Origin of the sequence: Kribbella sp. NPDC050470, assembly GCF_044458365.1 — a bacterium.
GTDB lineage: Bacteria > Actinomycetota > Actinomycetes > Propionibacteriales > Kribbellaceae > Kribbella.
Genome location: NZ_JBITHV010000014.1, coordinates 1 through 21,581 on the forward strand (window position 1 = coordinate 1; position 21,581 = coordinate 21,581).

Below are 21,581 nucleotides of genomic sequence, written 5' to 3' on the forward strand. Positions count from 1 at the left end.
CCGCGTCCCCACCGCCCCGACCGACGAACCATGAACCAGAAGATGGTCAACATTCAGTTGCCGCAAGCTGGTCAGTTTTCGGCTGCCGTTGACACTATGAGCGGCGATTGGCGCCACACCCCGGCTGGCATCGCCGCGTACTTCGCCATTGGCGTCGTCTCGGCCGGCGTGGCCATCGCCACGGATGCCGGTCTCAGCCCGATCGTACGGTCGCTGTCTCTGCTGCCCGTCCTGGCAGTTGTCGTGATGGCACTGATTTGGTCATGGCGGGTCTTTCGAAGTCGAGGCCGCCGAGTCGCGCGGCGGGACACGCGCACACGCAGGCCTGGCATCCGACCGCCAGCTACACCCATCCCGCTGGCCGCTCGATCATCCGGCCACCAAGGCGTTGATGGAGCTTCCGGACTGCCACCATCCCTGAGAGCCGAATCCATCCATCGGGCCGGAAGGGACCACTCGGTGCGAGGCGTGCTTCCCGGACGATGCCGGCGTACGCATTGCAGGTGAGGCGGCATCGGGGGCCGATCGAACGGCGAAGGGGCCGCGACCTCACCGTGGGCCGGGAGTCGCTCACGATGAGGTCGTGGTCAGGCGTCAGGCGGTCTTGGGGAAGTGCATCACTTGCGCTGAGGTTGGGGCTTGAAGCGGCGGATCTCGTGCGGCCAGCCGCAGGCCTCTGCGACCTTGGCTGCCCAGACCTTGGCGGTTTCGTCATCGGGCACGTCCACCACGGCGAAGCCGCCCAGGTACTCCTTGGTCTCGACGTACGGTCCGTCAGTGACCAGTACGTCGCCACCGGTGGGGTCGGCGCTGTAGACCGGGCCGTCTTCCTCCTCCAGTCCCCCGGCGAAGACGTAGACGCCGGCTGCCTTCATCTCGTCCACGACCGCCCTGGCGAGCGGCCCACGCCCGCCGAACCACTCCTCGGTGTGGTCACCCACCCACTGCTGGTTGAAGTAGATGAGGTACTCGGGCATGTGTGCTCCTTCGGCTCGGGCGGACCCGCTGTCCGCCTCCACGTACGCTACGAACGGCGTACGGCGAATCCGACAGCCGATCGGATACCAATCCTCGCCCGCTCGATCCCCACGCACGCGGCCTCAGGCCGCCACCCACGTCGCGCAGTCGCCCCTCATGGGAGGCAACATTGCACCCATGTCTCTGCCTGCTCCCACGCTGCACACCGATCGCCTGCGGCTGCGGCCGTTCGACGACGCGGATGCCGACGTCCTCTTTGCGATGCACAGCAGTGCCTACGTACTCCGCTATTGGGACTCGCCACCCTGGAGCGAGCGTGGGCGCGCCGAGCGGTTCATAGCGGTATGCCGGCAGATGGCAGCGGAAGGGACCGGGGCGCGGCTGGCCGTGGACCGTGTTTCCGACGGGGCGTTCATCGGCTGGTGCAGTCTGAACCAGTGGAACCCCGACTACCGCAGCGCGTCGATGGGCTACTGCTACGGCGATGCGGCATGGGGCCACGGGTACGCGACGGAGGCCGCGCGCGCCGTGCTGCAGTGGGCGTTCGACACGCTGGACCTGAACCGAGTCCAGGCCGAGGCGGACACGCGCAACGCGGCCTCCGCCCGCGTGCTGGAGAAGCTCGGCTTCGTCCGCGAAGGAACGCTGCGCGAGGACTGCATCGTCAACGGCGAGGTATCGGACTCCTGGGTGTACGGCCTTCTCAGACGTGACTGGTCGTCCGCGCCTGCTCCCACCGCCTGAGGCATCCTCGCCTAGCCAGTCGACGCAGGAGAAGACCGCCAACCCGTCGAACGGCATGGAGACCGCCGCTGCGCCGGCACGGAAGCGGTTATCGTCCTTAGCGACTCTCTCCGCACCCCACACCAGTCCCCACTAGTTGCGCTCCGCCCTGGGAGGTCGGCGGGCTGTTCCGCGGTGCAGGGCTAGGTGGCCGCCGAGGAAGCCCGCACCTGCGATGACCAGGTTCCCGGCGACGGCAAGCTTTGTGCCGAGCCGGTGCTTGCCGCGCACGCGCGCGACGAGCGAGCCGGCGAACAGGAAGATTGCGGCGTCCGCGCCGAGCCCGTGGACCGTACCGATCCTGCGTTCGGCGCCTGACAGTTCCGCCCAGTCGGCGGCGCCTGCGAGAGCCGTCGGCACCGACGCCAGCAGGCCGAAGCCGGCGAGGAGCGCCGCCCCGCGACGCGACTCGGACCCACCGGCGAGGTCGAGAAGAGACGTGCCGAGCCAGCACCCGGCGGTCACGTCGGTAAGCGAGGGATGCAACGAATGCCCGAGTACGTCGGTATGCAGCGGGCTGCGTCGTACCCGCTCGGCCAGCGGCCCGTACGCCAACTCCTGAGCGCGGGTGAGCCGCTCCGAAAGCGCGCTTTCGCCGACCGCGCGGACTGCGCGTTGCGGCAAGGACCTTGACCCCACACCCTCAAGATACGCTCGCGTCCGTCACCCCTGGAAGCGCTGGCCGACGCTTGTCGACTACGCCCGTGACAGAAGCCCGGATCTGCCGAGGCCGTGCCTTCGCACGCTCACATTCCGCCCGCACAGCAGGAAGCAGGTGCCTGGTCGCGATGCGCCTCGCAGTCCACAGTCTCCAAACGCGCGGCGCTGAGCGCCGACCCCGCATGCGCGGAGTCGGTCAGCAGCATCGCGCGGACGTGCGACCACCTCCGCGTCGACGAGATCGTCGTTCCGGCTAGCTGCGCTCGCGGGAGGTCTGGCGGGGATGACGACGTACGGCTGAAGGTTGAGCACCGTCGGTTGGTACCGCGCGTTTCGAGTCGGACTGGTGACTTGCCAACAGTCGCTCGGCCCGGACTGACAGCAGTTGTATCTCGCGGTCGACGTCCTTGCCGTCGAGGATGAACTCGAGCGAATCTTCGTCGGTGTAGTAGGTGTAGATCAGCCTGCCGAGTTCGTCAGCAGATGCCTTCTCCATTCCGAGACGCCTGGCGAGCGCGACGATGTCGCCGGCGTCCTTGCGACGCTGGGCAACCAACTTGGTGGCCAACAGGAACTCGTCGGTGGCGTAGGTGATGTGCAGACCGGGCGTGTCACTGCGCCGCAACGCACCTTCCGGGAGTGGCGGCATCCACGGGCTGGCTCGGGTGTTCAGCCAGTCCTCGGGGAGCTTTAGTTGGCTTGCCATCGCACGAGATTCGTCGACCACGACCTCGTCGCGCGTGATCGCATCGATGCCCTCCGTACGGCGGGGGTTGTCACCCGAGGTCACTGCAATCGCAGCACCTCCGACGACGAAGACCGATGCAGCGATGCCACGCGTTCTCAGCCGTTTGTCGAGCTCGGAGAGAAGATCGATGATCTCGGCGGCCGAGAATTCGTTGCGCGCGTCGCTCATGCGGTCACCAGGTCGCGGGCAGGGACGAAGATGTTCGCCTCGGCCAAGTAGGCCGGGGTTTGCTCGATGATCTCGGCGCGCTCGAGGAACGGATGCTCGGGGATCCAGGGGTCCAGGAGAGCCTTGTTTTTGGTCCACTCGGGTGGATCTTCGCCGGCTGTCTCGAATTCGTGCGCGGTCAGGACGGCGAGCAGCGCATCGAAGCCCGCCTGACCAGTCGGTCCCGGTGCTGCCTCCCAAGCGGCTTCGGAACCATCGTGACGGTCCAACAGCAAGCGCAGGTGGTCGCGGCCTTGGAGCAGCATCCGCCACGCCCAATCCTCGTCACTCGCCTCGCGGATTGCCGTCGCGGTCGCCGGGGCAGTCATGATCCGATACTCACGCGCTGCCTGGAGAGCACGAGCGATCCGACCGGCCCGCATCAAGAACTGCGCTGTCGGCTTTGTCTTGCCAGACCGGTAGGTCGAGAAGCGCGAAGCAGATGTCCCGAGGGCCGTAGCGAACGCAGCCTGAGACAGCCCGCTCTCGGCGAGGGCGCGGTTGAGCAGTTCAATGACTGCCTGACTGTCTTTGTCCATCCCGGCACTCCTAGACCTTATCTGATCAGATAATAGCCCGACGACCTTCACCAAGCCAAAGTCACGAGGTCGGGGGCGGGCTAAGGATCAGTCGTGGCGGCCTCGGCCAGACGGAATGCGCAAGTCCGACAGTCCCCGGCTCCGTCGCCCCAGAACGGACGCCGCACGATGGCAACCTCGTCCTCAGAGATGCCGCAGAGCGTTCCGCCGGAGTCACCGATGCCGTGCTGAACACCCTCGAAAGACTCGTCTTCGGCAAGGTACGCCGCCGCGGTCCACGGACCGTCCGGGTCGTTGAAAATCACACCCGCACCGTAACCCTCAGGCGACTCGGGACCACCCGGGCTCATCTGCGCAAACAGCAAGGAACGGCCGGCCTACTCGCTATGGAGACATCGTCAACTCGAGTGGCTTCTGACCGGACCACCACGTGAGTGGCGAGCTCTTCATCGACCTCGATCCGATCCTTGGATCGACGCAACCACATGCGCCACGTATCGACCCCAACGTGCATTCCTGCGGCACGGTCCCGCTGCGGTCCGACACCGCAAGCGGTCGAGCTATCCGGCCCGGCCGCCCGCGGCCTCACAACCAGCATCGGCGGCGGCCTTCTGACCGTCATCGACGACATCTCCACCAAACGGTCGGGCTGCCTGACGACGATCGCCGTGACGGAGCGGATTGGGTCAGAGTCCGGATGGATGGGGTGAGAGCCAATCGGTGTGGCGGTCGCGGATGGCGTCTCGGGTGGGGGTGTCTGGGAGGATCACGTCCGCGCCGCCGTCGTACGGGCAGAACAGCCAGGTCAGGTCTGGGTCGGCGACGATGACGCGAGCTTGGTTGTCGGCGGCAGCGGTCAGCAGCGCATCCGATTGAGAGTCGGTCAGTCCTGTGCGCACCCACAGGTAGGAGAAGCCGACGTCTGGGTCGTCGCCCTCGACTCGTCGCCATGGCCACGCACCGGGTACGTGCTTCTTGGACCAGCCCGTTGCCAGATCTTGTGATCCGCAGTCCTCAGCGATGACTACGAGATGTTCGAGGGTGCCGCCGCCCGGCAACTCTGCCAGGACCGTGCGATGTCGCCGGACGATCTCGGCGTACTCCTCGGCAGAATCGGCATAGCGCTTCGACTCCGGCAGGCTGTGAAACCGGATCCAGCGTTCGCAATAGGGTCCTCGCAGCCGATGGCCGATCGGGTCGGCGTCGGGCCAATTGCGCTTCCAAGCCTCTGTCATCGCACGGCAGCGATCACTGTCCTCCGGTACGTCGAACTCGCCGGTCAGACCTCTGCGCTTCCGCCACCACCTGAATGCCACGTCGGAAGCGTAGAGCCATGGGTGCGCGATTCGTTGGTACGGCGAGGCGCCGATAACCGGTTGCCCGTCGTACGCGCTGCCGACACACTCCGGGCTCATGGATGATGACGAGCTTGCTGTGTTGCTGAGGAACGAGCGGTACCCGCGGTCTGCCAAATATTCGGCTCGGTGGATGGTTGACGGGGTGATGGGACCGAATGCGGTGTGGCAAGCGGAGGCGTTGAGCGATGTCATGACGCTCGAGGCCGGGATGCGGGTTCTCGACATGGGATGTGGCACTGCGCTGAGCTCGATCTTTCTGGCCAAGGAATTCGGTGTCGAGGTGTGGGCGACTGATTTGTGGATCAAGCCCGACGAGAACCTGCAACGTATTGCCGAGGCTGACGTGTTGGACCAGGTTCACCCGATCCATGCCGAGGCCCATGCGCTGCCCTTCGCCGAGGGATTCTTCGACGTGCTCTTCAGCATCGGCGCCTACCACTACTTCGGCACCGACGACCTCTATCTCGGCTACTATTCGCGCTTCGTGAAACCCGGTGGTCAGCTCGGCATGGTTCAGCCCGGTCTTGCCGAGGAGTGCGAGACGCTTCCCCCGCCGGGCCTCGAGCCGTACTGGAAATGGGACTTCTGCGCGTGGCACAGCCCGGCCTGGTGGCGCCGGCACTGGGAGAAGACCGGCCTCGTCACCGTCGAGGTCGCCGATCGGCTGCCCGAAGGATGGCGAGATTGGCTCCAGTGGAACGAGGCCTGCGACCGCGACAGCAGCGCACCCCAATGGGAAGCCCAAATGCTCCGTACCGACGCCGGCAAAACCCTCGGCTTCACGAGACTAGTAGCCCACCGCAACAACTAGCCACCACGCAGCCCCGACGCCGGCCCGTTGCCCACCCTGCGCTGCATCAAGCGAACTCGGCGCGCACGGCCGCACGCATTTGTTCGACGACGGCTGACTTCCGCCTCAGTGTCGTTTCACGGTCGAGTTCCTCGAGGAGAAGAGTGAGCGTGCGCTCGATCGGGCTCTGGTCGTCCCAGGCCGGGAGTCGGTCCATGAACGGCCCGTAGAAGTTGGCTATCGACAGGTCCCAGAAGCCGAAGGCCCGGAGCAGGAAATCCCACTCAGCGGTTGTATCGGATGGGTCTGGGACAGGCATGCCGAGAGTTTCGAACATCGTCAGGACGACCGGACCCGCGTCGCGCCAGGTCTCGTTCGGGCTGAGTGCTGCCACATCGACAACTGCCTCTGGGGCCAGATCGGCTGAAATGAGGTCACAAGCGAGGTCGATGGCCTGCGCGGTCGCAGTGGCCTGACTGCCGACGACAACTTCGACGGCGAGGCGACCTAGCCGCGACTGGAACGGCTCAGGCAGTAGCTCGGTCATTGGCGAAGACTATGTCGCGAAGCGCACGCCTAGACCTCCCGAGGGGGTCGGCAAGCCGGAGCCGCGCTCGGTCTTTGGTACGGCGGTGGGGCGGATACTCGGGGCATGGCGGGGAATGCAACAGATCGCCACGCGTGGCGCGTCTTACCGGGTATGAGGGCAATTGGCCGCCGGGTGAGAGATCGTGCGTACCTGGGGCCTGCCGTGCTTCTGGTTGGTCTTGCGCTTGCGGCGTGTGGGACCGAAGCAGCGCCAGCGCCGGCGGGAGGAGCAGGTAGTGCAACGCCTGTCGCCGAGATGCCAGCGCCGGATCCGAAGCTGGTTCCGGTTGCGCCTGGGAGTCCGGCGTTCGTCGAGCGGGCGGGTGTCGTGGCGGAGGTTGTCAGGGCTGCGGGCATCCCGAAGGCTCCTGAGGGAATCTTCTTGTACTCAACCAGGACGCCCGGGCTCGCGTTCGACACGACCGAGCAGAAGGTGGCCTGGCTCGCTGGGCACGTGACCGTCGCGCCTGGCGTTCGGCTCGGATCAGGCGGCACGTCCAGCATCGAGTTCGCGGACGGATCGAGCCGTCCGGTCAGCCTGCTCGACGCCCGTCCTGCACTGACCGCGGCGATCGGAGACACTTACGACAACTGCAAGCACATGAAAGCCGCGCCCTGCAGTCTCACGATCACAAGTGCTTCCCTGCGGACCGCCGAGGTGACGACGAGCAAGGGTACGGCGACCGTGCCCGCCTGGTCCTTTACCGCGAAAGGTCTGTCCAGATCGATCGTCGCCGTCGCAGTCCCTGAGGACGTGCTCAAACCCGTGATCGAACCCGCTCCACCGGCCGGTCTCCCCGAGCTGCCACCTGGTTTCCTCCAGGTCCAGAGCCTCACTCGGATCGACGGCAGCAGGCTCACCTTCACCTTCTTTCACGGAGCCTGCGACCGCGACCTTCGAGCTCACGTCCTGGAGTACGACGACATGGTGATCGTCGGTGGAACCCACGGCAATCCGCCGGCCGGCGTTGCCTGCCGAGCGATCGGCGTGTCGACGCCAGCAGTCGTCACCCTGACCAAGCCCCTCGGAGACCGAGCAGTCATCAGCGCCTCCACAGGCACCAGGCTCACTCCGCGGTAGCGCCCCAGTCAGGGCGGCAAACGGTCGGACGGGGTTGGGGCGGCCGGGGTGATTTCGGTAGTAGGTTGTGCGGCGTGGGGGAGTCGATGGTCGTGCTGGGGGCGAGGATGTGGCGCGGGCTGCTGGGGGCGGTTGCGCTTTCGCTGATCGTCGTACTGACTGGGTGTTCGTCGCCGGGTGGAGGAGATGCTGTGGAGGAGCCGCCTGCGCGGTTCGGGATCGTGCCTGATGACTATCACGTGCCGTACGCCGGGTCCGCCGAGGATGGGCGGAAGTTCTTTCTGAGCGACGAGCTGTTCGATCAGGCTTCGGGGTACGTCGGGTTGTATTTGTGGAAGGCCGACGGGACATTCGACGAGGTGCGGGTCGACAAGGTGGCGCGTGCTGCCGGGCTTCCTCCCGGGCAGGCGGGTTCGGCCGGTGCGGACGAGCTCGTCGCTGCCAGGCTCGCCGAGCTCGGCAAGTACGTGCTGGAGCCGATCGAGGTCGAGCCGTTCACCAAGGAGGTCGAGGGCGTGACCTTCGGCTGGGTGGTTGACAAGTTCGAAGGCGACTACTCCATCCACATCGAGCCCGGCGACTTCATCGCCTACTACGCCCCCTGGGACGGCCTCGGCTACGACACCTAGGTCAGCTCGTTGCGCGCGAATCCCAGCTCGTTGCCGTCCGGGTCGGCGATGGTGAACTTCCGCGTTCCGTACGGCGTGTCGAACAGTGGCTCGACCACCACGGCCAGGTCCTTCACCTTGTCCCACAAGGCATCCGGGTCGTCGACGGTGAAGTTGAACCGCCCGCCTCGCCCCTCGGCCACCATAACTGCGAACGTCGCACCGGACTGTGTCACGAAGTGCGCGTAGTTCGGCGCATCAGGTGGCCAGTAGGCCTCCACCTCGAAGCCGAGAACCTTCGCGTACCACTCGACGGCTGCGTCGAGGTCGGCCACGTTCGCGCGAACATGGTCAAGTCGAGTCCCACCCATCCCCGCAGCCTGCCACAGATCCCGCCGTCGTACGGCGAACGCGTCGACGGGCGCGGGGTGGGGTATCAATGCGGGCATGCCCAGAGTGATTCTTGTTCGTCATGGTGAGCCGGGGTTTGGTTGCCGGACTCGACGTTGTCGTGGCGGTCGCTGAGCGACGTACAGGCTCTCAGCAGTGACTTCGAGGCATGCGGGGGCGAGTGGCCGGCTGGAGAGACTCGGCTGTGGGAGCCGCTGTCCGCCGTACGCGAGCGGGCGATCAAAGCGCTACGCAGACAGGCCGCGGGGCACTCCGAGCCGTTCATCGCGGTCTGCCACGCCGGGGTGATCCGGGCGCTGACCGGTCACTTCTCCACCGACTTCTGCGGCATCCGAGTCCTCGAAGACTTGCCCTGACAGATCATTCGGACGCGGCTCTCGCGGCCGCTTCGACTTGGGTACGACGTTGCTCCCAGAAAGCAGCGTCTCGGTGCTGGGCGGCGTCAACGGTGCCGTCGAGCTGTTCGCGCAGGATGTCGGCGTGGCCGGCGTGCCGGCTGGTTTCGGTCAGGCGGTGGACCATGACGTTGAACAGCTTGACGTTGGGCCGCGGCCACCAGGGGACGTGGCCGGGAGCGTCGATGGAAAGGGCATCGATCGTCGCGTCCGCGTGATCCCAGACTCGGCGGTAGCGATCGATGATCTCCGCGCGGGTCTCATGCTCGGTGGCCCACATGTCAGTGCCGCGCTGAGACTCGTCGTCCCATCGAGGCAGGGGCTCGGGAAACGGCCGGCCGAAGACCTCCCCGAGGTACCTCGCCTCCGAGGTCGCCAGATGCTTCACCAGCCCCAGCAGGTTGGTCCCGGTGCCGGTCAGCGGCCGCCGTACGTCGTACTCGGAAAGCCCCTCGAGCTTCGCCACCACCGCCTCCCGAACCCACCGAAGCTCGTCCTGCAGATACGCCTTCGCAAAGTCATCAATCACAACCGCGACCCTGCCAGCAACCCGCAGCAGCCTCAACCAAGTCCTGCCGTCGGCTGCGGTTTGGTTGCCTTGAGGGCGTAGTAGGCGGGGAGCTTTGCGGCGACCTCGCCCAGGCCGGGGTAGATGTCGGGGGAGGCGGCCTCGAAGAAGGTGTTCAGGTGGAGGCCGGCCGTGGTCAGGGCCGTGATGACGTCGCTGGTTGGCCAGACAAACGCGGAGAACGGCGGGGGCTCGGACTGGCCGCGCGCTCCGAAGGGGCGTTTGGCGTCGTCGGTGTCAGCACGCGGTACGGCGCGGCCGAAGTAGTCACCGGCTATGGCCAGGTGGTTGTCCCCGCGTACGGCGAGGACCTCCCAGATCGGATGGTGCTCGCAGATCAGGACCGACCCACCGGGGCGGAGACGCTCGGCCACGATCCGCGCGAACTCGTTCAGGTCCGGGACCCAGCAGATGGCGCCCCAGCTCAGATAGATGAGGTCGAGGTCGACCAGGTCCGCCGGGAGATCGAACATGTCCGCTTGGCGGAAGTCTGCAGCGATCCCGGCCGCGGCGGCCTTCCGTTCGGCCATGTCGATGGCGACGTCCGAGATGTCGACTCCGGTTGCGTCGGCTCCGAGGCTGGCCCAGGACAGGACCTGATCACCGCAGGAGCAGGCGAGTTGCAGAACACGTTTGTCTCGTACGTCGCCGGCGAGCTCCTTCTCGAAGTCCTCCAGCGCGAGCCCGCCGTTCTCGAAGAACTCGGCGGGCTCCCCGTGGCGCACCGGAGCGATGGCGTTCCAGCTTGCGCGGTTGGCCTCCGTGATGTGTCGGAGCGGGGATGTCATGTGGTCACGGTAGTGAGGTGTGGTTCAGGAGGGCTTTGGTGATTGTTGGCCAGGTGGGGCGGGGTAGGCCTTGGCCGGTGTCGGGGAGGGTCAGGAGGGTGGCGGACGGGATTTCGTTGGCTAGCGCTTCGCCGTTTCCGTGGGGGAAGAACGGGTCCTCGTCGCCGTGGATGACCAGGGTCGGGGCGGTGATCTTGGGGAGGCGGTTGCGCCAGCGGGGGCGGCAGTTGATGGCGGCGAACACGGTGCCGAGGTGGCTGGCGCGTTGGGCTTCCACCGTACGGCGGGATCGGTCGAAGACCTTGCCGGCAGTGGTACGGGCGTCCTGTTCGTCGAATCCGGCTGAGCCGGCGAGCAGCGATGCCGAGCCGGTCATGTAGTCGATCACGCTGTCGCGGTCGGTCCAATCGGGCTGCCGGCGGCCGAAGAGTTGCTTCATCACCTCCGGGTCGTGGTCGGGCAGGTCGCGGTCGATCCGGCCGGGCGCGACCGGCCGCGTGGAGATGAGAGTCAGCGAGGCGACCTGGTCGGGGTGGTCGAGCGCGAGCAGCTGCGCGATGAACCCGCCGACGCCCATCCCGACCACGTGCGTACGCCCGAGCTCCAGCGCCACCAGCAGCTCGGACGCATCCGTCACCAGGTCGCGCAGGTTGTAGACGGGCGCGTCCGGGTCGACGTACGTCGACTGGCCGGCGTCACGCAGGTCGTAGCGGACCACATGGCGCCCGGCGAGCGTCGTACACAGCTCGTCCGGCCAGCTCTCGACGGTGACACCGATCAGCAACACCGGCGGATCCGCCGGGTCCCCGGACGTCTCCACCCACAGCTCGACTCCATTGACCTCAACCAGCATCTCGACTCCTCTCGGAACTCGTCACACAGTTCCGACGAACGGGATCCCGGGATCCAGACACTCACCGGTCTCGAGCGGGAGCAAACCGCCGCGACGGCACCGTGCCACCACCGCGAAACCGTCACCCGCCTGCCCTCGTCCGCCACGCTCCCCATTCTTTCCACCACTCTCCGTCGCGAACCACAGCGCCATGCCGACCACGAAATGGACAACCGATCGGTGCGGAAGTTCCTTCGATAGGTTTTCGGTGAGACGGAGGAGTGCAGATGCCGGTGGAGTTTCGGGCGGCGAGCGCCGAGGACGCCGACCAGGTGGCGTGGCTGCATGCGGACAGCTGGCGGCGGCACTATCGGGGCGCGTACGCCGACTCGTTTCTCGACGGGGACGTTGAGAGCGAGCGGCGGGCGGTGTGGTCGGGGCGGCTGGCTGCACCGGACAGGACTGCCACGGTTCTTGCCGAGGACGACGGGCAGTTGGTCGGATTCGTGCATGTGATGTTCGATCACGACCCGCGGTGGGGCAGTCTTGTCGACAATCTGCATGTCTACAACACGAATCGTCGTACCGGCGTAGGCACGCAGCTGATGACCCGCGCTGCGCAGGCTGTCGTCGACCAGGCGAACGGCAACGCGATGTACCTGTGGGTGCTGCAGCAGAACACCAGCGCGCAGAACTTCTACGTCGCCCGCGGCGGCATCCAGGTGGAGGCGGCAACGGTCCCACCACCTGGCGGAGACCCCACTCGACTCAACGGCAGCCCCAAGTGCCTACGCATGAGCTGGCCGGACGCGTCTCAACTACGTTAACTGAGAGCAGACGCGCGGGCGCGTGTTCGGCCACAGGTCCGTCGATAGTGTCGACAACATGACGACAGTCGCGCGGTACGACGATGTTGCCGACTACTACGCCTCCGGCTGGACGGACGACCTCACCGATCCCGTCACGACCGCGCTCTTCGACCTCCTGGGCGAAGTCGACGGCAAACGAGTGCTGGATGTTGCCTGCGGCCACGGCCGGATCAGCCGGGGCCTCGCGCGTCAAGGCGGATCCGTGGTCGGTGTCGACGTCTCGCCCGCGATGCTCGCCAAGGCTCGTGAGCTCGAGGAGCAGGAGCCGCTCGGCATCCAGTACCTCCAGGCGGACGCCTCCGACCCGCAACTCCTGCAGGGCGAGGAGTACGACGCCGCCGTCTGCAGCATGGCACTCGCCGACATCGACAACCTGGCCGGCGCCTTGGCGAACGTCCGCCGACTGCTGCGCCCAGGCGGCACCTTCGCCTTCGCGATCCTGCATCCCTGTTTCCCAGGGGTAGAAGGCGTTTCCGGCGCCTGGCCGTCCAACGGCACCTACTACGACGAGCGCTACTGGCAGGCCGACGGCATCCTCTCGACGCTACGCCAGCAGGTCGGCGCCAACCACCGCACGCTCTCCACCTACCTCAACACCCTCCAAGCCCACGGCTTCACCCTCACTCGAACCGCCGAACCCGCACCCGCCATCGCCCCCACCTCCCCCAAGCACGAGATGAACCGCTTCCCCGCCTTCCTCGTCGCGGCCTTCCAGTAGGCGTCACGCGGCCCGGCGACGCAGGCGGATGACCGGCAGCTCGCGGTCGGTCTTCTCCTGGTACTGCGCGAATCGAGGAGCGGCCGCGGTGATCCCGCGCCAGGCTTCCTTGCGGTCGGCGCCATGGAGCTCCTCCGCGACGACGGCGACCTTGGTGCCGGCCATCTCGATGGTGACGTCGGCGGGGTGCGCGGCGAGGTTGTAGTACCAGGCCGGATTCTTCGGCCCGCCCGCCGCGGACGCGACAATGAGCCAACTGTCGTCGTCACCGGTCGGGAACCAACCGACCGGGTTGGTGCGGACAGCACCGCTCTTGGCCCCGACAGTTGTCAGCACCAGTGCGTTGAATCCCATGAACTTGCCGCCCTTGGTGCGGATCCGTCGGGCGGCCCGCTCGTTCATCCACTTCATCAGGCGGCCGGCCTTGGGCTGGCGGGCTCCTCGGGTGCCGTTGCGGGTCGTGAAGCTCATGGCGTCTCCCTTCGGTTCAATGTGGGGTAGTCGGTGTAGGTCTGCGGTGCCGTCCTCGACCAGCGCGAGCCCTCGGCATGTACGGCGTCTGTCACCCGACGCCATGCCTCGACCTGCTCGGCCGAGTGCACACCCGGCGTGTCCGGGTAGCCCTGACCGACCACCGACGGCTGGGTGCCCTCGGTGATGATCCGGCCGCCGATCCGGACCGGATCGAAGGCGGACACCGTCGATCTCATAGGGTCACTCCATTGTTGAGTCAGTCAATCATTAGCTCCACCATACATCAATGCGTGACTGACTCAACTATTGAGTCGGTTGAGTACCATGCCGTCATGGGGAATCGGGAGACGCGCGTGGAAGAGGCGCACCGGCTGTCGCAGATGTTCATCGACATCTCGGCGAAGTCGAAGTCGGACTTCGCCGACGTCGTCGGGTCGCTCGGGCTGCCGGTGCATCTGGCGCGCGCCGTACTGATGCTGACCGAGCCGGCGCCGATGCGTGACCTGGCCGAGCGGCTGACGTGCGATCGGTCGTACATCACCAACCTCGCCGACCAACTCGAGGAGCGCGGCCTGGTCTGCCGCGTTCCCGGCAGCGACCGCCGGGTCAAGCTGCTTCAGCTCACGCCGGCCGGTGTGGACCTTCGGGACGAGATCTCCGCGACCGTCGCCGAGCGCGCTCTGGTGCTACGCCGGCTCACACCGGCCGAGCGCAGGACCCTCTCGCCACTCCTGGAGAAGCTCCTCCGCGACGACGACTGACTGCAGACGCGCTCGGCCTAAATCGCGCGCTTCCCAGTCGGGTGGCGTGTCAGGATGCCGGGCATGGACGTGACGGTACGGCGGGCAGCCGCGGCGGACTGGAAGTCGCTGACCGAGGTCGATGCGATCGCCGCAGCCGGTGACGAAGCCCGAGCCGACGCGATCCGCCGCTGGTGCGAACAGGACCTGGTCCTGGCCGCCGAGGACGAGTCGCACCGGCTGGTCGGCTACGTCACCCTGGAGTACACGTTCTTCGAGCAAGGCTTCGTCACCATGCTGATGGTCGACGCCGGCGCCCGGCGCCAAGGGATCGGCCGATGCTTGCTCGACGCGGCCAAGACCTCCTGCACCACCGAGAAGCTGTTCACCTCGACCAACGTCTCGAACCTCCCGATGCAGCAACTCCTGCAACACGCCGGCTGGACCGCCACCGGCATCCTCCACGGCCTCGACGAAGCCGACCCCGAACTCTTCTACCTCTCCCCCTGACGCCCGATTCGGAAGACGACCTGGGGGCGGAGGGGGCCCTCGGGGGCGGTGGGGTCTTCGAAGGTGTCGGTGGGGTTGTGGGTCATGCCCAGGCGGCGCATGACTGCCTGGGAGCGGTAGTTGGTGGCGGTGGTGATGGCGAGGATCTCGGGGAGGTCGAGGGTGTCGAAGGCGTAGGCGAGGACTGCGCGGGCGGCCTCGGTGGCGTAGCCGTGGCCCCAGGAGGAGCGGGCGAGGCGCCAGCCGATCTCGACGCCGGTGAACGGCACCTCCGGGTCGACGTCGTCGAGGCCGGCGAAGCCGATGAACCTGCCGCCGGCCTCGACCGCCCACCAGCCGTAGCCGCGGGCATCGAACTCCTGCTGGAAGAGCGCGACCGACGCATCGCTCTGCTCCCGCGTCATCACGTCACCGAGATGCTCCCGCACCTCGGGATCCGCGTTCATCTCAGCCCAGGGCTCCAGGTCGGACTCCTGCCATCGCCGCAGCAACAGCCTCTCAGTACGCAGTTCCGTCACGCCCCCACCCAACGCGACGCACCTCTGCTCGGCAAACCCATTTCAGGGCGGAGACCAGTTGGAACAAGTAGCTCCGCAGTACCCGCCAAAGGGCGTGGTGAGTACTGCGCAGCCGCCTAGTTGGCTTCCTTCGTAGCCCAGTAGTGCCATTGGGGGGACGCGACTGGGGAGCGGGTCAGGCCGTCCGGCCAGGTGGCCGGCAGGTCGTGACTCCGAGCCGCATAGAGGATCACCTCCGATGCCGCGCGGTCGCCGCGGACGGCGACGCGAGCGGCAGTCTCGGCGCGCATGTCGGCCAGGTAGTGGATGGCCGGCAGGAACTCCGCGCTCAACCGCGGGCTCAGCCGTCCGACCGGTTCGTCGTCGAGTCTGATCTCGACCACGATCCGGTGGCGGTCCTGGATCCCGTCCTCCTCCTCGAGCGCGTGCATGGTGGCGTACGCCCAGCACTCGCCCTCGGCCCGGAAGAACGGCGCCAGGACGTCCGGATGGACCTCACTGCCCGGTACGACGATGCCGCTGCCCGGCGGCAGCAGGTGGAAGCTGCCCGGTGGGGGCAGGTTCACCGGAACCAGCATGTGCGGCTGCCCGAGGGCCACCGCGACACTCGCGTGAAACTCCGTGCCCTGGTCTCCCCTGCCCTCCCAGTCGGCCGGTTCCCACTCACTCACCCACAGGTGGCACGGCACCTGCGGTTGCAGGCCTTGCGCCACCAGCTCTGAGAGCACCGGGTGGTACCGGTGCGCATCGTCCCTCGGCAGGTAGCCGACAACCTTCCCCTGCACCCTTACGGCGATGGATCGGGGATCGAAACGGTTGCGCGGTTCCGGGACCAGGTCCGCGTCGGTGTCCAGGTCTGCTCCTCGCGCTGGGATGGGGTCCGGGAACAGGCTTCGGATCGCCTGCTCGTGCGGGGCCTCCCGCACGACCTCCTGACCACACCACAGGGCGTCTCCCCACAGACTGAACGGAATCAGTTCCATCCGTGCCCTCCAGTCCACTGTGACCGGCTTTACTCGGTTCATCCCGTCCAGGACCCTGGCCGTTACACCGAGTGAGCGTATGAAAACTAGACTGCCCAGTGAAGAGCCGTTTCACGCCTGAGGCAAGGGCCTGTTTGCGCAAAGGTAGTGAGTCGTCCGTACTGTGGACGCGAATTGTCTTGTGCATCGAGCGAATCGGCGAAGATCGTGCAAATGCACGGGAAGGAAGCTCATGCAGGGCAGTAGTTCAGTCGCTCGATCCACCAGCGGCCCAGACCAGAAGGCGGTTGACGCGGCAGCCGTCGACGAAGCGGTCAAGCGGCTCGACGGGGTCGCTGTGCGTACGCCGTTGCAACGCAACCTCCGGCTGTCCGAACGCACCGGCGCCCAGGTCTGGCTCAAGCGCGAAGACCTGCAGATCGGCCGGTCCTACAAGCTCCGCGGCGCCTACAACCTGATCGCCCAGCTCGGCGACGAGCTGAAGGCGGCCGGCGTGGTCTGTGCAAGTGCGGGCAACCACGGCCAGGGCCTGGCGTACTCGTGCCACATTCTCGGTGTCCAGGGCAAGGTCTACGTGCCGCGTACGACGCCCCGCCAGAAGCGCGACCGGATCGCGGCCCTCGGTGGCAAGCAGATCCAGGTGATCGTCACCGGCGACACGTACGACGACGCGGCCGCGGCAGCCCTCGCGGACGCCGAGGCGAGCGGCGCGACGATGGTGCCCGCGTTCGACGACCCGAGAACCGTTGCCGGGCAAGGGACCGTCGCGGTCGAGCTCGTCGACCAACTCGGCCACGCGCCCGACGTACTCGTCGTACCGGTCGGTGGCGGTGGGTTGATCGCTGGTGTCGCGACCTGGCTGGCCGAGCGCCATCCCGGCGTACGGATCGTCGGTGTGGAGCCGGCCGGGGCGGCGAGCATGGCGGCGGCGCTCGAGGCCGGTGAGCCGGTGACGCTGGCGCACCTGGACAGCTTCGTGGACGGTGCCGCAGTGCGGCGAGTCGGCGACGTCACGTTGCCGTTGGTCGCGAAGGCCGGCGTCGAGATGATGTCCGTGCCGGAAGGCCTGGTCTGCAGCGAGATGCTCGAGCTGTACCAGACCGACGGCCTGATCGCCGAGCCCGCGGGCGCGCTGTCGACTGGCGCTCTGGGCAACGGTCTCGACGTACGTCCCGGCGAGACCGTGGTCTGCCTGCTGTCCGGCGGCAACAACGACGTCAGCCGGTACGGCGAGATCCTCGAGCGCTCGCTGGTGTACGAAGGCCTGAAGCACTACTTCCTGGTGACGTTCCCGCAGGAGCCCGGTGCGCTGCGGGCGTTCCTGGACGAGGTGCTCGGGCCGGACGACGACATCACGTTGTTCGAGTACGTGAAGCGGAACAACCGCGAGACCGGGGTGGCGCTGGTCGGCATCGAGATCAGCCGGGCCGGCGACCTGGACGGGCTGCTGTCCCGGATGGAGGCCGCGCCGCTGGAGATCGAGCGGATCGACCCGAGCTCGCCGGAGTTCCGCTACCTGATCTGAACGCACGGATCCCGCCGGTGGAGCGCTGCGTCCCGGCGGGATCCGTGCGTCTGGTGTGTCAGTGCCTCAGCCGTTTGGGAGGTTGTTCGTCCGGTCGGGTCTGACGGCGCGGGTCGTCCGGGTGCTGCCCGTCGGCCCAGTGCTCGTCCGTCGGCTGCCCGTCCCGGCCCCAGGCCGTCGTGCTCTCCTGGTCGCGGTCCTTGTCCCAGGCCGTCGTGTTGTCCCGGTCGCTGTCCTTGTCCCAGGCCGCCGTGCTCTCCCGGTCGCGGTCCTTGCCCCAGCTGGCGGCGTGGGGTGTGTGCTGGTCGGGGTGCAGGTCCCGGGCCTGGGTGCGGTGCTCGTCGGCCTCGGTGCGAGCGTCGGCCGCGGCTTCGCGCCGCTCGCTGGCGCCGGCTTCGAGCCGGCGTGCCTCGGCCGCCTTCTCGTCGGCGATCGCCCGCGCCTTGCGTGCCCGCGCCTCGACCTCATCGGCCGCGGCCTGCTGCTTGTCCGCGCGTGCCGCCGACGTCCTGGCCTGCTGCTCGTGCTCGTACGCCTCCTGCCGTTCCCGCTAGGCCCGGCGCTTGGACATCGCTCCGGCGATCAGCGCCACGACGATCACCAGCACCGCCAGTGCGACAACGATCCACAGGACGGTCATTCCGTCCATCGTTCCTCCTCGCTCGACGTTCGGATCCTCCGGTACCCGAACCCCCCGGGCCGCTAACGCACCCCGGAAGCCATGAAACGATAGGTGCCCGAGGCAACCGTTCGTACGCCGGACCCGCCCGGAGCAGGCAGGGGAGGGTGAGCGGTCAGACCAGGCCGCGGCGGGCAGCCCAGACGATCGCCTCGATGGCCGTGCCGAAGCCGAGGCGGTCGCAGATCATCCGGGTACGGCGGCGGACGGTCCGCTCGGACAGGTCGAGCCGGCGGGCCACACTGTCCACCGGCAGCCCGGTCGCGAGCAGCCGGAGCAGCTGCAGGTCGTCATGGCTGATCTCACGCGGCGGCACCCGGCGCGCAAGCGGACGGATTTCCTGGGGGAGGACGGTCATTACGGATCACCTTGTTCCGAACACCCGGGACTCGGCGGCGTCCCAGTCGGCCGGTTTTCCCTGCGGCTCGTAGCGCCGCAGGCGATGGGTAGCGCGGACCAGCGCGCGCATGGCGCTCAGGTCCGGCAGGGGTTCGCCCAGGGCACGAGCCTGGACAAGGACATTGCCGAGGGCGGAGGCCTCGACCGGGCCGGCGAGCACGGGCAGTCCGCACGCGTCGGCGGTCAGTTGGCAGAGCAGCTCGTTCTGCGAGCCGCCGCCGATGACGTGGAGTACGTCGACCGGGCGGTCTGCGATCACCTGGGCCGACCGCAGCGTACGGCGGTAGGCCAGCGCAAGGCTCTCGAGCACACACCGGACGACGGCTGCTCTCGACGGCGGCGGCTCCTGCCCGCTCGCCCGGCAGTGCTCGTCGATCCGGGCCGGCATGTTGCCCGGCGCAAGGAACTCGGGGGCGTCCGGGTCGATCAGTACGGCGAACGGCGGCGCGCCGGCGGCGTCCCGCAGCAGTCCGGGCAGGTCGTCGTCGCCCCAGATCCGCTGGCACTCCTGCAGGATCCACAGCCCCATGACGTTCTTCAGGAACCGGATCCGTCCGTCGACACCGCCCTCGTTGGTGAAGTTGGCCTCCCGCGCCTCGTCGGAGAGCACCGGCGCATCCAGCTCCAGCCCCACCAGCGACCACGTTCCCGACGAGATGTACGCAAACCGCTCGTCACCCGCCGGCACCGCGACCACGGACGACGCCGTGTCATGCGAGCCCACAGCGATCACCGGCGTACCGGACACCAGCCCGGTCTCCGGCAACACGGTCCCGATCACGGCTCCCGGGTCCCGCAACTCCGGCAGCACCTTCATCGATACACCAACCCGCGAGGCCAGCGACTCGCTCCACGCCCGACTCCGTACGTCGTACAGCTGGGTGGTGGACGCGTTGGTCCGCTCCACCCCGATCTCCCCCGTGAGCCAGTAGGCCAGAAGATCGGGAATCATCAGCAGCTTGTCCGCCTGCTCGAGCAATCCCTCGACGGCCAACTGGTAGATGGTGTTGAACGGCAACTGCTGCAGGCCCGTCACGTCGTACAGCTCGGCAACCGAGACCTTCTCCAGCACCCGCTCCATCACCCCGTCGGTGCGGGCGTCGCGGTAGTGGATCGGGTTGGCGAGGAGGTGGCCGTCGGCGTCCAGCAGGCCGTAGTCGACGGCCCAGGAGTCGATGCCGATCGAGTCGACGGAGCCGGCCTGGTGGAGGCCTTCGAGCATGGCGCGGTAGAGGTGGAGGATGTCCCAGTGCAGGGTGTCGTGGACCTGCACCGGGCCGTTCCAGAAGCGGTGGATCTCGGAGAGCTCGAGAACGCCGTCACCGACGGAGCCGAGCATGACGCGCCCGCTGGACGCGCCCAGATCCACCGCCGCGACGCGCTTCATGGTGAGACGACGGTCAGGTCGAGATGGAGGAGGTCGGCAACCGCCGCCAGGTCCTTGGCGCGGTGACCGGTCCCGAGCGCCCAGTGGTGCGCGACGCCCGACCCGGACCACGCGTCGGTCCACTCACCCGGGTCGCACCCGAAGTCGACCCGCGAGGTGGTGTTCCCGATCTGCAGCAACGGCCCGGGTACGACGGTGCCCTCGGACGCAATCAGGTTGAACGAACCGTCCCGGCGCTGCCCAAGCCCGCAGGCCGTCACCGGCCCGTGCTTCACGTCGAACTCGACCGACACACCCCAGCCACGCTTGCCGTGGTATACCCCGAGCCCGCGCAGCAACGGCTTGTCCGAGCTGATCGCCAGGTGCGCCGGTCCGTCGTGGCCCATCTCGACCACGTTGTCGTGGAAGTTCAGCGCCTGCAGCTCGGTGAACGAACCACCCGCGCCCAGCCGATCCATCACCAGCATCGCCAGCGACGTCCGCAGCTCGTACTCACCGGCCGCCGGGATACCCCTTGCCGTCAGCAACGAGGCGCCCAGGATCATCCCGGCCGCGACCCGCTCGTGCATCTCCCCGTCGAGTCCGCGGTGGTAGTAGGCCAAGGAATCCAGGGAGAAGTCCTCGACCAGCCGGTCCAGCGCGACCGACACGGTCGCGCCCCACCGGAAGTCCTCCTCGACCACGGAGTCGTCGAGCGTGAAGATCTCCCGGGCCAGGTCCATCCGGGCCGCGGTCTCCGCCTCGGTCACCTGCTCGACCCGCACCCGCAGGTCGTCGATCTCCAGGATCTCGACGTGCCCGCCGAGCTGCGACGACACCAGCGTCGGATCGGTGATCACGTCCATCATGCCCGGGTACAGGTGCCCGAGCAGACCGTGCCGGCCGTGCCGGAACGCCGCCCGGACGCCGGCGGCCCGGATCCACCGATCGATCCGCGCCCACGCCCGCTCGTCCTCGAGGTACCCCGACACCGACCGGAAGTCGATCCCGCACCGCTCGAACGCGTTCGCCATCTCCGGCAGCGGACAGGCGCCGCAGTACGCGAGCCACGCACCGGTGTCGAAGGTCGCATGATTCATCGACTCGGTCGGCTGCAGGTTGAGCAGCAGCACGGGCGCACCGCTGCGCTGCGCGACCGGCACCAGCATCGACGCAGTCATGTACGTCGTCAGGAACCCGACGATCAGGTCGCAGTCAGCGAGCCGCAGCTTCTCCGCCGCCACCGCACCTTCCTGCGCGTCCGAGATGAACCCGACGTCAACGACCTCACAGTCCATGTCAGCGAACCGCGAAGACACCCGCCGCGCGGACGCCTGCAACTGCGGCAGCAGGTCGGGGAACTGCGGCCAGTAGGCGCCCAGACCGCCCGCGACCAGACCGATCCTGGTCTTGCGCGTCGTGATTCGCTCCAGCCCCGGGCGAACATCCAGCTCGGTCATTCCACC

At 67.5% G+C, this 21,581-nt stretch carries 27 protein-coding genes; 10 read left to right on the forward strand and 17 right to left on the reverse strand.

Annotated features, from left to right (window positions below):
* Nucleotides 1-617: 617 nt before the first annotated feature.
* Nucleotides 618-977, reverse strand: coding sequence for a YciI family protein (locus ACIBGM_RS37110; RefSeq protein WP_360537970.1), 360 nt, complete (start codon nucleotides 975-977; stop codon nucleotides 618-620).
* A 178-nt stretch (nucleotides 978-1,155) separates the two neighbouring features.
* Here ACIBGM_RS37110 and ACIBGM_RS37115 point away from each other — a divergent pair, with 178 nt between their 5' ends.
* Nucleotides 1,156-1,722: a GNAT family protein gene (locus tag ACIBGM_RS37115; protein WP_360537972.1), complete on the forward strand. Its 567-nt coding sequence runs from the start codon at nucleotides 1,156-1,158 to the stop codon at nucleotides 1,720-1,722.
* Nucleotides 1,723-1,854: 132 nt separating this feature from the next.
* On the opposite strand, the gene ACIBGM_RS37120 is transcribed toward ACIBGM_RS37115, so the two are convergent.
* The 4 genes from ACIBGM_RS37120 to ACIBGM_RS37135 all read right to left on the reverse strand — a co-directional run bounded on the left by ACIBGM_RS37120 (nucleotide 1,855) and on the right by ACIBGM_RS37135 (nucleotide 5,465).
* Nucleotides 1,855-2,400 carry a DUF2231 domain-containing protein gene (locus ACIBGM_RS37120; RefSeq protein ID WP_360537974.1) on the reverse strand — a complete coding sequence of 182 codons (546 nt, stop codon included), beginning with the start codon at nucleotides 2,398-2,400 and terminating at the stop codon, nucleotides 1,855-1,857.
* Nucleotides 2,401-2,674: 274 nt separating this feature from the next.
* Nucleotides 2,675-3,337 (reverse strand): hypothetical protein, encoded by a 663-nt coding sequence (locus tag ACIBGM_RS37125; protein WP_360537976.1) that lies wholly within the window; start codon nucleotides 3,335-3,337, stop codon nucleotides 2,675-2,677.
* Nucleotides 3,334-3,915 (reverse strand): helix-turn-helix transcriptional regulator, encoded by a 582-nt coding sequence (locus ACIBGM_RS37130; RefSeq protein ID WP_360537978.1) that lies wholly within the window; start codon nucleotides 3,913-3,915, stop codon nucleotides 3,334-3,336. Before ACIBGM_RS37130 ends, ACIBGM_RS37125 begins: the two co-directional genes overlap by 4 nt.
* Before the next feature lie 686 nt (nucleotides 3,916-4,601).
* Nucleotides 4,602-5,465 (reverse strand): hypothetical protein, encoded by an 864-nt coding sequence (locus ACIBGM_RS37135; RefSeq protein WP_360537982.1) that lies wholly within the window; start codon nucleotides 5,463-5,465, stop codon nucleotides 4,602-4,604.
* Between ACIBGM_RS37135 and ACIBGM_RS37140 the strand changes: the two genes are divergently transcribed.
* Nucleotides 5,464-6,084: a methyltransferase domain-containing protein gene (locus ACIBGM_RS37140; protein WP_360537984.1), complete on the forward strand. Its 621-nt coding sequence runs from the start codon at nucleotides 5,464-5,466 to the stop codon at nucleotides 6,082-6,084. The genes ACIBGM_RS37135 and ACIBGM_RS37140 overlap by 2 nt on opposite strands.
* A 46-nt stretch (nucleotides 6,085-6,130) precedes the next feature.
* On the opposite strand, the gene ACIBGM_RS37145 is transcribed toward ACIBGM_RS37140, so the two are convergent.
* A complete protein-coding gene (locus ACIBGM_RS37145; protein ID WP_360537986.1) occupies nucleotides 6,131-6,610 on the reverse strand; it encodes a hypothetical protein in 480 nt (159 codons plus the stop codon).
* A gap of 423 nt (nucleotides 6,611-7,033) precedes the next feature.
* On the opposite strand from ACIBGM_RS37145, the gene ACIBGM_RS37150 reads away from it, so the two are divergent.
* Both ACIBGM_RS37150 and ACIBGM_RS37155 read left to right on the forward strand, forming a co-directional pair.
* Nucleotides 7,034-7,732 carry a hypothetical protein gene (locus tag ACIBGM_RS37150; RefSeq protein WP_360537988.1) on the forward strand — a complete coding sequence of 233 codons (699 nt, stop codon included), beginning with the start codon at nucleotides 7,034-7,036 and terminating at the stop codon, nucleotides 7,730-7,732.
* A gap of 74 nt (nucleotides 7,733-7,806) precedes the next feature.
* A complete protein-coding gene (locus ACIBGM_RS37155; protein ID WP_360537990.1) occupies nucleotides 7,807-8,361 on the forward strand; it encodes a hypothetical protein in 555 nt (184 codons plus the stop codon).
* Here the strand turns inward: ACIBGM_RS37155 and ACIBGM_RS37160 are convergent.
* Nucleotides 8,358-8,789 carry a VOC family protein gene (locus ACIBGM_RS37160; protein ID WP_360537992.1) on the reverse strand — a complete coding sequence of 144 codons (432 nt, stop codon included), beginning with the start codon at nucleotides 8,787-8,789 and terminating at the stop codon, nucleotides 8,358-8,360. The genes ACIBGM_RS37155 and ACIBGM_RS37160 overlap by 4 nt on opposite strands.
* Before the next feature lie 42 nt (nucleotides 8,790-8,831).
* Here ACIBGM_RS37160 and ACIBGM_RS37165 point away from each other — a divergent pair, with 42 nt between their 5' ends.
* On the forward strand, nucleotides 8,832-9,107 hold the full coding sequence (locus ACIBGM_RS37165; RefSeq protein WP_360537994.1) for a histidine phosphatase family protein: 276 nt from the start codon (nucleotides 8,832-8,834) through the stop codon (nucleotides 9,105-9,107).
* Nucleotides 9,108-9,111: 4 nt separating this feature from the next.
* On the opposite strand, the gene ACIBGM_RS37170 is transcribed toward ACIBGM_RS37165, so the two are convergent.
* From ACIBGM_RS37170 to ACIBGM_RS37180, 3 genes are read right to left on the reverse strand one after another with little or no spacing between them, the layout of a single operon-like run.
* Complete coding sequence (locus ACIBGM_RS37170) at nucleotides 9,112-9,675, reverse strand: DinB family protein (protein WP_360537996.1); 564 nt, start codon at nucleotides 9,673-9,675, stop codon at nucleotides 9,112-9,114.
* A 32-nt stretch (nucleotides 9,676-9,707) separates the two neighbouring features.
* Nucleotides 9,708-10,502, reverse strand: a complete 795-nt coding sequence (locus ACIBGM_RS37175) for a class I SAM-dependent methyltransferase (RefSeq protein ID WP_360537998.1) — start codon at nucleotides 10,500-10,502, stop codon at nucleotides 9,708-9,710.
* Between the two features lie 4 nt (nucleotides 10,503-10,506).
* Entirely contained in the window at nucleotides 10,507-11,355 is an 849-nt protein-coding gene (locus tag ACIBGM_RS37180; RefSeq protein ID WP_360538000.1) for an alpha/beta hydrolase, read from the reverse strand.
* A 266-nt stretch (nucleotides 11,356-11,621) separates the two neighbouring features.
* Here ACIBGM_RS37180 and ACIBGM_RS37185 point away from each other — a divergent pair, with 266 nt between their 5' ends.
* Nucleotides 11,622-12,161, forward strand: a complete 540-nt coding sequence (locus tag ACIBGM_RS37185; protein ID WP_360538002.1) for a GNAT family N-acetyltransferase — start codon at nucleotides 11,622-11,624, stop codon at nucleotides 12,159-12,161.
* A 58-nt stretch (nucleotides 12,162-12,219) separates the two neighbouring features.
* Nucleotides 12,220-12,921, forward strand: a complete 702-nt coding sequence (locus ACIBGM_RS37190) for a class I SAM-dependent methyltransferase (RefSeq protein ID WP_360538004.1) — start codon at nucleotides 12,220-12,222, stop codon at nucleotides 12,919-12,921.
* A 3-nt stretch (nucleotides 12,922-12,924) separates the two neighbouring features.
* On the opposite strand, the gene ACIBGM_RS37195 is transcribed toward ACIBGM_RS37190, so the two are convergent.
* Nucleotides 12,925-13,392 carry a nitroreductase/quinone reductase family protein gene (locus ACIBGM_RS37195; RefSeq protein WP_360538005.1) on the reverse strand — a complete coding sequence of 156 codons (468 nt, stop codon included), beginning with the start codon at nucleotides 13,390-13,392 and terminating at the stop codon, nucleotides 12,925-12,927.
* Nucleotides 13,389-13,631, reverse strand: coding sequence for a hypothetical protein (locus ACIBGM_RS37200; RefSeq protein WP_360538007.1), 243 nt, complete (start codon nucleotides 13,629-13,631; stop codon nucleotides 13,389-13,391). The genes ACIBGM_RS37195 and ACIBGM_RS37200 overlap by 4 nt, the downstream gene beginning before the upstream one ends.
* 96 nt (nucleotides 13,632-13,727) lie before the next feature.
* Between ACIBGM_RS37200 and ACIBGM_RS37205 the strand changes: the two genes are divergently transcribed.
* Both ACIBGM_RS37205 and ACIBGM_RS37210 read left to right on the forward strand, forming a co-directional pair.
* Nucleotides 13,728-14,156 carry a MarR family winged helix-turn-helix transcriptional regulator gene (locus tag ACIBGM_RS37205; RefSeq protein WP_396388212.1) on the forward strand — a complete coding sequence of 143 codons (429 nt, stop codon included), beginning with the start codon at nucleotides 13,728-13,730 and terminating at the stop codon, nucleotides 14,154-14,156.
* 63 nt (nucleotides 14,157-14,219) lie between these two features.
* Nucleotides 14,220-14,645: a GNAT family N-acetyltransferase gene (locus ACIBGM_RS37210; protein ID WP_396388214.1), complete on the forward strand. Its 426-nt coding sequence runs from the start codon at nucleotides 14,220-14,222 to the stop codon at nucleotides 14,643-14,645.
* On the opposite strand, the gene ACIBGM_RS37215 is transcribed toward ACIBGM_RS37210, so the two are convergent.
* Nucleotides 14,630-15,163, reverse strand: coding sequence for a GNAT family N-acetyltransferase (locus ACIBGM_RS37215; RefSeq protein WP_396388215.1), 534 nt, complete (start codon nucleotides 15,161-15,163; stop codon nucleotides 14,630-14,632). The genes ACIBGM_RS37210 and ACIBGM_RS37215 overlap by 16 nt on opposite strands.
* A 116-nt stretch (nucleotides 15,164-15,279) precedes the next feature.
* Nucleotides 15,280-16,146, reverse strand: coding sequence for a hypothetical protein (locus tag ACIBGM_RS37220; protein WP_396388216.1), 867 nt, complete (start codon nucleotides 16,144-16,146; stop codon nucleotides 15,280-15,282).
* A 232-nt stretch (nucleotides 16,147-16,378) separates the two neighbouring features.
* Between ACIBGM_RS37220 and ilvA the strand changes: the two genes are divergently transcribed.
* Complete coding sequence (ilvA, locus tag ACIBGM_RS37225) at nucleotides 16,379-17,671, forward strand: threonine ammonia-lyase IlvA (RefSeq protein WP_396388217.1); 1,293 nt, start codon at nucleotides 16,379-16,381, stop codon at nucleotides 17,669-17,671.
* Nucleotides 17,672-18,465: 794 nt separating this feature from the next.
* Here ilvA and ACIBGM_RS37230 read toward each other — a convergent pair.
* The 3 genes from ACIBGM_RS37230 to ACIBGM_RS37240 are packed head-to-tail and all read right to left on the reverse strand — an operon-like array spanning nucleotide 18,466 to nucleotide 21,575.
* Complete coding sequence (locus tag ACIBGM_RS37230) at nucleotides 18,466-18,708, reverse strand: LuxR C-terminal-related transcriptional regulator (protein ID WP_360534971.1); 243 nt, start codon at nucleotides 18,706-18,708, stop codon at nucleotides 18,466-18,468.
* A gap of 6 nt (nucleotides 18,709-18,714) precedes the next feature.
* Nucleotides 18,715-20,136, reverse strand: a complete 1,422-nt coding sequence (locus ACIBGM_RS37235; RefSeq protein ID WP_360534969.1) for a rhamnulokinase family protein — start codon at nucleotides 20,134-20,136, stop codon at nucleotides 18,715-18,717.
* Nucleotides 20,133-21,575, reverse strand: a complete 1,443-nt coding sequence (locus tag ACIBGM_RS37240) for an arabinose isomerase (RefSeq protein WP_396388218.1) — start codon at nucleotides 21,573-21,575, stop codon at nucleotides 20,133-20,135. The genes ACIBGM_RS37235 and ACIBGM_RS37240 overlap by 4 nt, the downstream gene beginning before the upstream one ends.
* Nucleotides 21,576-21,581: the final 6 nt, after the last annotated feature.